Consider the following 10,086-nt stretch of genomic DNA (forward strand, 5'->3'; position numbering starts at 1 on the left):
GCACCGGAGGGGCTCGGCGGCGCGCTGGTCAGGCCAGCGCCTCGGAGAGTGCCACGGCCTCGATGCCGACGGCCTCGCCCACGGGACCGTTGGTGAGCCGGCCCGCGTGGGTGTTGAGCCCGAGGGCGAGCGAGGCGTCGTCGCGGCAGGCCTGCTGCCAGCCCTTGTCGGCCAGGGCGACCGCGTAGGGCATGGTGGCGTTGGTCAGGGCGTACGTGCTGGTGTTGGGCACCGCGCCCGGCATGTTGGCCACGCAGTAGAAGATCGAGTTGTGGACCTCGTAGGTCGGGTCGGCGTGCGTGGTGGCGTGGCTGTCCTCGAAGCAACCGCCCTGGTCGATCGCGATGTCGACGAGCACCGAGCCCGGCTTCATCCGCGAGACCAGGTCGTTGGTGACCAGCTTGGGCGCCGCCGCGCCGGGGATCAGCACCGCGCCGATGACCAGGTCGGCCTCCATCACCTGCTGCTCGATGGCCAGCTTGGAGGAGGCGAGCCCGTGCACCCGGTTGTTGTAGCGCCAGAACGACATCCGCAGCTTGTCCAGGTCGGTGTCGAGCAGGGTCACGTCGGCGCCCATGCCGAGCGCGATGTTGGCCGCGTTCTGTCCCGAGACGCCCGCGCCGATGATGACGACCTTGGCGTTGGCCACGCCGCCGACGCCGCCCATCAGGACGCCGCGGCCGCCCTGGGCCTTCATGAGCGAGTAGGCCCCGACCTGCGGCGCCAGGCACCCGGCGACCTCCGACATCGGGTAGAGCAGCGGCAGCCCGCCCGAGGGCAGCTGCACCGTCTCGTAGGCGATGCCGGTGACGTTGCGCTTGATCAGCTCCTCGGTCAGCGGCTTGTCCGCGGCCAGGTGCAGGTAGGTGAAGAGGGTCAGCCCCTCACGCATCCGGTCGTACTCCTCGGCCACGGGCTCCTTGACCTTGAGCACCATGTCGACACCACCATCGGTGCCCCACGCCTCCTCGGGAGTGGAGACGATCGTGGCACCGGCGCCGACGTACTCCTCGTCGGGGATCTGCGAGCCCAGACCCGCGCCCTCCTGCACGACCACGTCGTGCCCGTGGGCGACCAGCTCGTGCACGCCGATCGGGGTGATGGCCACCCGGTACTCGTGGTTCTTGACTTCCTTCGGTACGCCGATCTTCACGCTCGCGACCCTAATCGATACCCCCGGGTAACGACGTAAGCGAGAGCGGCGAGCGCGACCGGCCCCTCCTGCACCCGCCCGTCGAGGACGGCGGCGACCAGGTCGTCGAACGGCGCCCAGACGATCTCGATGTGGGCTTCCTCGTGCTCGGCGACGTAGTCGGGGTCGATGGGTCTGAGGTCGCGCGCGAGGTAGAGGTGGTGGACCTCGCTGCTGATCCCGACCGAGGGGTACGACGTCAACAGGTGCTCCCACTCGCCGGCCTCGAGCGCGACCTCCTCGCGCAGCTCGCGCTTGGCGGTCTCGACCGGGTCCTCCCCCGGCACGTCGCAGATGCCGGCCGGGAGCTCGACGAAGGTGCCGGCGCCGGCGTGGCGGTACTGCCGGATCAGGCAGACGTGCTCCACGCCGTCGCGTTCCTCCAGCGCCAGCACCAGCGCCGCACCGGGGTGCTCCACCACCAGCCGGCCGAACGGCTCGGCGTCGTCGTCACCCGGCGGGCGGATGTGGTCGCGGCGCAGGCCGACGACCCAGTCGTCGTGGTGGAGGTCGTCGCTGGAGACGACGGGCCACGAGCCCGGGGAGTCCGCGAGCGGTTCGGTCATTCTTCGATCGGGATCCGCAGCTCGCGCTGCCGCTCGAGGGCCGCGCCGATCAACCCGGCGAAGAGCGGGTGCGGCCGGGTCGGTCGCGACCGGAGCTCGGGGTGCGCCTGGGTCGCGACGTAGTAGGGGTGCACCTCGCGCGGCAGCTCCACGAACTCGACGAGGTCGAGCTCCGGGTTGCGACCGCTGAACACCAGGCCCGCCTCCTCCAGCTGGTCGCGGTAGGCGTTGTTGACCTCGTAGCGGTGCCGGTGGCGCTCCTGGATCTCCGCGGCGTCGTACACCTCGGCCACGATCGAGCCCTCGCTGAGCCGGGCGGGGTAGAGACCGAGGCGCATCGTGCCCCCGAGGTCGCCCGCGCCGTCCACGATGTTCTTCTGCTCCTCCATCGTGGCGATCACCGGCTCGGGCGTGTCCGGCTCGAACTCCGTCGAGCCGGCCTTCTCCAGGCCGAGCACGTTGCGGCTGTACTCGATGACCATGCACTGCAGGCCGAGGCACAGGCCGAGGGTGGGGATGCCGTGGGTGCGGGCGTAGGTCAGCGCGCCGAGCTTGCCCTCGAGGCCGCGCACCCCGAAGCCGCCCGGGACGCAGATCGCGTCGACGTCGTGCAGGTGCTTCGCCGCCCCGGACGGCGTCTCGCACTCGTCGGAGGGGATCCAGCGCAGGTCGATCTTCGTCTCGTGGGCGAAGCCGCCGGCCCGCAGCGCCTCGGCGACCGAGAGGTAGGCGTCGTGGAGGTCGACGTACTTGCCGACCAGCGCGACCGAGACCTCCTCCTTCGGGTGGTGCACCCGGCGGAGCAGGTCGTCCCAGACCGTCCAGTCGACGTCGCGGAACGGCAGGTTGAGACGTCGTACGACGTAGGCGTCAAGCCCCTCGCTGTGCAGCACCTTCGGGATGTCGTAGATCGACGGCGCGTCGGCGGCCGTGACGACGGCCTCCTGGTCCACGTCGCACATCAGCGAGATCTTGCGCTTGATGGAGTCGGGCAGCTCGCGGTCGGCGCGGCACACCACGGCGTCGGGCTGGATGCCGACCTGGCGCAGCGCCGCCACGGAGTGCTGGGTGGGCTTGGTCTTCAGCTCGCCCGACGGGCCGATGTAGGGCACCAGCGAGACGTGCAGGAAGAAGCAGTTGTCACGCCCGATGTCGTGACGCACCTGCCGGGCCGCCTCGAGGAACGGCAGCGACTCGATGTCGCCGACCGTGCCGCCGATCTCGGTGATGACGATGTCGACGGCCTCCTCGCCGCGCCCCATCGCGAGGATCCGGTCCTTGATCTCGTTGGTGATGTGCGGGATCACCTGGACGGTGTCGCCGAGGTACTCCCCCTTGCGCTCCTTGGCGATCACCTGGGAGTAGACCTGCCCCGTCGTCACGTTGGCGATCTGGCTCAGGTCGGTGTCGAGGAACCGCTCGTAGTGCCCGATGTCGAGGTCGGTCTCCGCGCCGTCGTTGGTGACGAACACCTCTCCGTGCTGGAAGGGGTTCATCGTCCCGGGGTCGACGTTGAGGTAGGGGTCGAGCTTCTGCATGGTGACGCGCAGACCACGGCTGCGCAGCAGCCGACCGAGGCTCGAGGCCGTGAGTCCCTTCCCGAGCGAGGAGGCGACGCCTCCGGTCACGAACAGGTGCTTCGTCGTCCCACTCGGTGGCGCCATCTTCACGGGATTCGAGCCTATCAGTCCCGCTAGTCAGTCCGCGCCATCTCGAGCAACTCGCGCGCGTGGGCGAGTGCCGAGTCGGATCCGGCGAGCCCGGCGAGCATGCGCGAGAGCTCCTGCTCACGGCCGGCGTCGTCGAGGGTGGTGAGTCCGGAGCTGGTCACCGAGCCGTCGGAGGACTTGCGCACCACGACGTGGCGGTCGGCGAACGCGGCCACCTGGGGCAGGTGGGTCACGACGAGCACCTGGGCGTGCTCGGCGAGTGCCGCGAGACGGCGACCGATCTCCACGGCGGCCGCTCCCCCGACCCCGGCGTCGACCTCGTCGAAGACGAACGTCGGCACCGGATGGGTGTCGGCGAGGCAGACCTCCACCGCGAGCATCACCCGGGAGAGCTCGCCTCCCGAGGCGCCCTTGTGGAGCGGTCGGGGCTCGGAGCCGGTGTTGGCGGCGAGCAGCAGCTCGACCTCGTCGAGGCCCTGCCCGTGCATGCGCAGCCAGGCACCGTCGACCAGGAGTGCGTCGGCCGGAGGGTGGTCGGCGTCCACGGGCGGATCGACCGACTTGGTGCGTACGTCGACGGTGACCACCGCGTCCGGCATCGCCAGGAGCGTGAGCTCGTCGCTGACCGCCGTCCCGAGTCGTACGGCGGCCGCGCGGCGCGCGGAGGTCAGCGCGGCGCCCACCTCGGCGAGCTCGGCGCGCAGCGCGGTGCGCTCGGTGGAGAGTCGCCCGATCGTCTCGTCGGTGCCGTCGAGCTCGAGCAGGCGCTCCGACGCTCGCGCGGCCCAGGCGAGCACCTCGTCGATGCTGTCGCCGTACTTCCTGGTGAGGGCGACGAGCGCGGCACGGCGCTCGGAGACGCCCGCGAGTCGCGCCGGGTCGGTGTCGATGCCCGCGGCGTAGGAGGCCACGTCGGCCGCGAGGTCGGACAGCAGGTAGGTCACCTCGGCGACGCGGTCGGCGAGCTCTCCCGCCGCCGCGTCGTGCTCCCGGACGCCCTCGAGGAGTCCGCGCGCGGCCGCGACGACGGTCAGCGCGTCGGGGGCGCCCTGGTCGCTCGACAGGGCCTCGCGGGCCTGCTCGGCGGCCGTGCGGAGGGTGTCGGCGTGACCGAGTCGGGCCTCCTCCCCGGCCAGCTCGCGGTCCTCACCGGGTTGCGGCGCGACCGCCTCGACCTCCTCGACACCGAAGCGCAGCAGGTCGGCTTCGCGAGCCCGCTCGCGCGCCGTCGCGACGACCTCGGCGAGCGCTCGCTCGGTGGCGACGAGCCGCTCGTGCAGGGCCGTGTAGCGCGCCAGCGGCCCAGCCACCGCCTCGCCGCCGTAGACGTCGAGCGCCGAGCGCTGCGTCGCGGCCTTCAGCAGCCGGTGCTGGTCGGACTGTCCGTGCACCGCGACCAACGGCTCGGCCACGCGGGTCAAGGTCGCGACGGGCACGCCGGCACCGCCGACGTACGCGCGGGAACGGCCCTCCGCGCTGACGTTGCGGGCCAGCACGACCAGGTCGTCCTCGACCTCTCCGCCGGCCTCCTCGACCGCGGCGGCGAGGCCGGCGACCCGGTCGGCGCGGATGACGCCCTCGACCCTCGCCTGCTTGGCGCCGACCCGCACCGCCCCGCTGTCGGCACGGCCGCCGAGCAGCAGGCTCAGCGCGGTCACGACCATCGTCTTGCCCGCCCCGGTCTCACCTGTGACTGCGGTGAAGCCTGGCCCCAGCTCGAGCGTGGAGGCGTCGATGACGCCGAGCGAGCTGATCCGAAGCTCTTCGATCAACGCTCTTCCCTGTCCTCGTCGAGACCGACAGCGACCCCGTCGCGGGCCTCGCGCTCACGCATCCGCTTCTCCGCGCCGCCGCGCCAGCCCTCGACCGAGAGCCCGAACTTCGCGACCAGGCGGTCGGTGAACGGCGCCTGGTGCAGTCGCACGAGGCGCACCGGGCGCAGCCCGCGGCTCACCTCGATGCGTGCGCCCGGCGGCAGGTCGACGCTGCGCCGGCCGTCGCACCACAGCACACCGGCGCCCTGGTTGCCGGCCAGCACCTCGATCGCGATCACCGAGGAGGGGGCGACGACCATCGGGCGCGCGAAGAGCGCGTGCGCGCTGAGCGGGACGATGCAGAGCGCCTCGACCTGCGGCCACACGATCGGGCCGCCGGCACTGAAGTTGTAGGCCGTTGAGCCGGTCGGAGTCGCACAGACGACCCCGTCACAGCCCCAGCGCGACAACGGGCGGTCGTCGATCTCGACGACCACCTCGAGCATGCGCTCGCGAGCAGCCTTCTCGACGCTGGCCTCGTTGACGGCGAAGGTCGAGTAGACCAGCTTGCCGTCGTGGAAGGCCCGCACGTCGAGGGTGAGCCGGTCCTCGGTGGTGTAGCGCTGGGCCACGATCGCCTCGATGGTGGCCGCGACGTCCTCGTGCTCGGCCTCGGCGAGGAAGCCGACGTGACCGAGGTTGACGCCGAGCACGGGCGTGAGGCGCTTGTGCGTGACCTCGGCCGCCCGCAGGATGCTGCCGTCGCCGCCGAGGACGACGGTCAGCTCGCACCCACGACTCGCATCGGTCTCGGAGTCGGTCAGCTCGACGGCCGGGTCGTAGGCCTCGGCGTCGACGCCGAGGTCGGCCGCCTCCGACCGGAGCAGCCGTACGACGATGCCGTGCGCGCTCAGCTCCTTCACGAACGCCCGTGCGACGTCCCGGGCGTCGCCCCGGCGCGTGTGGGCGAGCACCAGCACCCGGCGGCGGTCGGCGTCGTGGGTGGTCACGGGGTTCAGTGTGTCCTATGCCGCCGTCACTTCGGCTCAGCACCGGTGCCGCGGCGCACGACGGCCGCGATCTCGTCGGCGCCGACGACCGAGGTCCCGCGGCGCAGCCACAGGAAGAACTCCACGTTGCCCGAGGGTCCCGGCAGCGGGCTGACAGTGACGCCGTGGACGCCCCAGCCCCGCTCCTCCGCCGCACCGGCGACAGCGAGCACGGCCTCCGCACGGAGCTCGGGGTCGCGCACCACTCCGCCCTTGCCCACACGGTCCTTGCCGACCTCGAACTGCGGCTTCACCATCAGGGCCAGGTCGCCGTCGTCACGCGTGACGCCGAGGAGGGCGTCGAGCACGAGCGCGAGCGAGATGAAGGAGAGGTCGCCGACCACGAGGTCGACCGGATCGCCGATGACCTCGGTGGTCAGGGCCCGCACGTTCTGCCGGTCGTGCACGACGACGCGGGGGTCCTGCTGCAACGACCAGTCGAGCTGGCCGTAGCCGACGTCGACCGCGACGACCTGGGCCGCGCCCGCGCGCAGCAGCACGTCGGTGAACCCTCCGGTCGAGGCGCCCGCGTCCAGGCAGCGCCGCCCGGCGACCTCCAGCCCGAGCGGACCGAACGCGGCCAGCGCCCCCTGGAGCTTGTGCGCCCCGCGGGAGACGTAGTCGGGCCCGTGCTCGCCCTCCAGCACGACGATCGCGACGTCGGTCGTGACGCCGGTGGCGGCTTTGGTGGCGACGGCGCCCGACACCTTCACCCTGCCGTCCGCGATCAGCTGCGCGGCCCGCTCACGCGAGGACGCCAGCCCGCGACGGACCAGCTCCGCGTCGAGCCGCAGTCGGCGCGGCGGCACCGTCAGGCCGACGGGTCGTCGGCAGGCTCGTCGAGCGCCCGACGCAAGGTGGCGTGAGCGGTCTCGAAGACCTCGGCGTGCTCGTCGAGCGGCCGCGACCCGAGGCCGGCGACGAGATCGAGCACGCTGTCGATGGAGGCGATGCCGGTCGGTGCCGGGACCTCGCCCGACACGGCCGCGACCACGGGTTCCTCGCTCATGCCCCGAGGCTACCGCCCCGACCGCTGCACTTCGGGGACGCCTACCCCGTCGACGTCGACCGCCGTCCCCTCCTCGTCGAGGTGCGCCCAGCAGACCTGTGCCACCACCCGCCACCAGTCGTCGGCCGCTCCGTCGCCCTCGACCTGCAACGCCCCCTCGGCCACCCGTGCCCGCCACCCGCCCAACGCGTGGTCGGCACCCTCCCGGGTCGGCACGGCGTGGCTGGCGAGGAGACCGCCGAGGTCCGCCGAGACGTACGACGGCCGCTGCTCGGGGGCCGCCGCCGCGAGCTCGGGGAGCCCGGTGACGCCGGTCATGACGAGCAGCGAGTCGACCCCCGCGTTGCGCGCTCCCTCGATGTCGGTGTCGAGCCGGTCGCCGACCATCAGCGGGCGCCGCCCGCCGACCCGCCGGACCGTCTCGTCGAGGAGCGGGCGCTCGGGCTTGCCGGCGATCACCGGTGTGACGTCCGCGAACCGTGCGATGGTCTCGACCAGCACCCCGTGCCCGGGAGCCGCCCCGAACTGCGTGGGGATGGTCGCGTCGGCGTTGCTGGCGACCCACGGCAGTCCGTCCCGCACCCGTACGGCGACCCGCATGATGTCGCGCCAGAGCACCTCCGGCCCGTAGCCGGTCACCACCGCGACCGCCTCGTCGTCCGGCCCGACCGGCTCCAGGCCCGCTGCAGACAGTGCCGCCTCGAGCCCGGGCCCACCGAGCCGGACCACCCGCGCACCGCGACCATGACGCTCCAGGAGCACCTGGGCGGCCGCCTGTGCCGAGGTCACCACGTCGCCCGTGTGCGCCTCCACGCCCAGGTCGACCAGGTGGGCGGCGACCTCCTCCGGCGGACGCGCGGCGTTGTTGGTGATGAAGGCGACGCGTAGCCCCGCCGCTCGGGTCGCCCGGAGGTGGTCGGCTGCCCCTGGCACGGCGTCGCCGCCGATGTACACCACCCCGTCGAGGTCGAGCATCGCGAGGTCGTAGCACGAGGTCAGCGGGTCGGTGGATGCGCTCAACACCGGCCCAGCCTCTCAGGTCCACGACCCGGTGCTCCGTACGATGCCCTGATGGACGCAGGACAGGTGGTGACGCCGCCGTACGTCGCCGGCCCGCTCAGGCTCCTCCCCTTCTGCGGGCTCATGCTGGCGCCCCACCGCGTGGGTGACCCCTCGACCGGGCGGGCCTTCGCCCGCCCCTACCGCGGCGTCGCCGCCCGGCTCCTCCGGTGGCAGAGCCGTGGACTCGTCCGGCGCGACGACGCGCCCGCCCTCTACCTCCACGAGTACACGACCGCCGGCATCACCATCCGCGGCCTCGTCGGCGCTCTCGACGTGTCGCTCCGGGCGACCCGAGCCCAGGACAGAGCCGTGCTGCCGCACGAGGGCATCCATCCCGCCCAGGCCGACGACCTCGCGGACCGGATGGCCGAGATGGGCCTCAACCCGGCCCCGATCCTCCTCGTCCACAACGGCACCCGCCGTCTGGGCGAGCTGGTCGCGGACGTGGTGCGCCGCCGCCCCGATCACGAGTTCACCGACCGCTCCGAGCAGCAGCACCGGATCTGGGCGATCCGCGACGAGGGCGCCCTGGCCGACATCGCAGCCGAGCTGCGCGACGCGCGGGCACTCATCGCCGACGGACACCACCGCTACGCCGCCTACCTCCGGCTGCAGCGCCGCGACCCGGGCGGGCCGTGCGACTTCGGCCTGGCGATGCTGGTCGACCAGACCACGACGCCGCTCTTCCTCGGCCCCATCCACCGCAGCCTCGTCGGCACCTCGCTCGACGACCTCCGCAACGCAGCGGAGAGCCTGGGCATGGTCTGCGCCCCACGGTCGCAGGCCGACGCGGTCTCTGCGCTGGGGCCGAGCACCCTCGCCGCCACCGACGGGCGCGACTGGGTGAGCGTGCAGCTCGACGTGCCGGCCGACCAGGCAGCGGTCGAGGTCCTCCACCGACAGCTCGTGCCGGCGCTGCCCCACGGGCCCTCCAGCACCGGGTACCACCACACGGTCGACGAAGCGCTCGGGCACGCCCAGCCCGGCACCGCGATCGCCGTGCTCATGCCGGCGCCGGCGGTCGAGCTGGTGCAGCGCATCGCCGAGGACGATCGGCTCCTGCCCGAGAAGGCCACCTCCTTCCAGCCCAAGCCCAGCCTCGGGGTGCTCATCCGGTCGCTGCGCGACGAAGCAGACGCGCCGAGCTGACCTCCACCTCGACCCGGGACGCCGTCGCCCCGCCCGCCTGGAAGAACCTGCGTCGCAACGCTCCGCGCACGGACACCTCGTCGCCGGGCCGCCACGTGGCCACCGACCTCCTGGTGCGCGCGTCCCAGGCGCAGCAGTCGACGACGTCGACGCTCGGCCCTCGACGACCGTCGGTCCGCGCCCGCACCGGCACCCGCGGCACCACGACCCGGAAGACGCACAGCTCGTCCCCGCTGGGAAGCACCCGCACCTCGGGCTCCCCCGACACCGCGCCGACCAACCGCACCTCGTTGGGCGGCTCCACCTTGCCATCCTTGCTCTTCGTGCTCATCCGGCACCTCCTTCGCCGGACACGAAACGGCCGGACGCCGACGATGGAGGCAGGCACGTGGTGTCGCCTGTGGACGAGCGACCCGCTCTGTCCACCTGTGGACGGAGAGCGGCTCTACCGCGACCGCTCGGAAACACCGAAAAAGCACCAACGGGCTATCAGATAACTGATAGCCCGTTGGTCAAAGTATGTCCGGCGGCGTCCTACTCTCCCACAGCCTCTCGGTTGCAGTACCATCGGCGCTGGCAGGCTTAACTTCCGGGTTCGGGATGGAGCCGGGTGTTTCCCTGTCGCTATGGCCGCC

At 72.5% G+C, this 10,086-nt stretch carries 10 protein-coding genes and 1 rRNA gene; 1 reads left to right on the forward strand and 10 read right to left on the reverse strand.

What is annotated here, in order from left to right; translation table 11 throughout:
- Positions 1-28 precede the first annotated feature (28 nt).
- The 8 genes from ald to ACAX67_RS21350 are packed head-to-tail and all read right to left on the reverse strand — an operon-like array spanning position 29 to position 8,263.
- Complete coding sequence (ald, locus tag ACAX67_RS21315; protein ID WP_370705918.1) at positions 29-1,153, reverse strand: alanine dehydrogenase; 1,125 nt, start codon at positions 1,151-1,153, stop codon at positions 29-31.
- Positions 1,150-1,758, reverse strand: a complete 609-nt coding sequence (locus ACAX67_RS21320; RefSeq protein WP_370705920.1) for an NUDIX domain-containing protein — start codon at positions 1,756-1,758, stop codon at positions 1,150-1,152. Before ACAX67_RS21320 ends, ald begins: the two co-directional genes overlap by 4 nt.
- Positions 1,755-3,422, reverse strand: coding sequence for a CTP synthase (gene pyrG / locus ACAX67_RS21325; protein ID WP_370705929.1), 1,668 nt, complete (start codon positions 3,420-3,422; stop codon positions 1,755-1,757). Before pyrG ends, ACAX67_RS21320 begins: the two co-directional genes overlap by 4 nt.
- Before the next feature lie 29 nt (positions 3,423-3,451).
- Entirely contained in the window at positions 3,452-5,200 is a 1,749-nt protein-coding gene (gene recN, locus ACAX67_RS21330) for a DNA repair protein RecN (protein WP_370705921.1), read from the reverse strand.
- Positions 5,197-6,192: an NAD kinase gene (locus ACAX67_RS21335; protein WP_370705922.1), complete on the reverse strand. Its 996-nt coding sequence runs from the start codon at positions 6,190-6,192 to the stop codon at positions 5,197-5,199. The genes recN and ACAX67_RS21335 overlap by 4 nt, the downstream gene beginning before the upstream one ends.
- A 26-nt stretch (positions 6,193-6,218) precedes the next feature.
- Entirely contained in the window at positions 6,219-7,040 is an 822-nt protein-coding gene (locus ACAX67_RS21340) for a TlyA family RNA methyltransferase (RefSeq protein WP_370705923.1), read from the reverse strand.
- A 2-nt stretch (positions 7,041-7,042) separates the two neighbouring features.
- On the reverse strand, positions 7,043-7,240 hold the full coding sequence (locus ACAX67_RS21345) for a hypothetical protein (RefSeq protein ID WP_370705924.1): 198 nt from the start codon (positions 7,238-7,240) through the stop codon (positions 7,043-7,045).
- A 9-nt stretch (positions 7,241-7,249) separates the two neighbouring features.
- Positions 7,250-8,263 carry an HAD-IIA family hydrolase gene (locus tag ACAX67_RS21350; RefSeq protein WP_370705925.1) on the reverse strand — a complete coding sequence of 338 codons (1,014 nt, stop codon included), beginning with the start codon at positions 8,261-8,263 and terminating at the stop codon, positions 7,250-7,252.
- Between the two features lie 48 nt (positions 8,264-8,311).
- Here ACAX67_RS21350 and ACAX67_RS21355 point away from each other — a divergent pair, with 48 nt between their 5' ends.
- Positions 8,312-9,451 carry a DUF1015 family protein gene (locus tag ACAX67_RS21355; protein WP_370705926.1) on the forward strand — a complete coding sequence of 380 codons (1,140 nt, stop codon included), beginning with the start codon at positions 8,312-8,314 and terminating at the stop codon, positions 9,449-9,451.
- Here ACAX67_RS21355 and ACAX67_RS21360 read toward each other — a convergent pair.
- Together ACAX67_RS21360 and rrf are read right to left on the reverse strand one after the other, a co-directional pair.
- Complete coding sequence (locus ACAX67_RS21360; protein WP_370705927.1) at positions 9,411-9,782, reverse strand: single-stranded DNA-binding protein; 372 nt, start codon at positions 9,780-9,782, stop codon at positions 9,411-9,413. The genes ACAX67_RS21355 and ACAX67_RS21360 overlap by 41 nt on opposite strands.
- A gap of 190 nt (positions 9,783-9,972) precedes the next feature.
- Positions 9,973-10,086 (reverse strand): 5S ribosomal RNA (gene rrf / locus ACAX67_RS21365); the annotation flags it as partial.

The organism is Nocardioides candidus (assembly GCF_041321175.1).
Classification (GTDB): Bacteria; Actinomycetota; Actinomycetes; order Propionibacteriales; family Nocardioidaceae; genus Nocardioides.

Coding starts and splice junctions, on each gene's coding strand:
- ACAX67_RS21320 (WP_370705920.1), bottom strand. CDS start 1,758: ATGACCGAACCGCTCGCGGACTCCCCGGGCTCGTGGCCCGTCGTCTCC.
- pyrG (WP_370705929.1), bottom strand. CDS start 3,422: ATGGCGCCACCGAGTGGGACGACGAAGCACCTGTTCGTGACCGGAGGC.
- ACAX67_RS21345 (WP_370705924.1), bottom strand. CDS start 7,240: ATGAGCGAGGAACCCGTGGTCGCGGCCGTGTCGGGCGAGGTCCCGGCA.
- ACAX67_RS21355 (WP_370705926.1), top strand. CDS start 8,312: ATGGACGCAGGACAGGTGGTGACGCCGCCGTACGTCGCCGGCCCGCTC.
- ACAX67_RS21360 (WP_370705927.1), bottom strand. CDS start 9,782: ATGAGCACGAAGAGCAAGGATGGCAAGGTGGAGCCGCCCAACGAGGTG.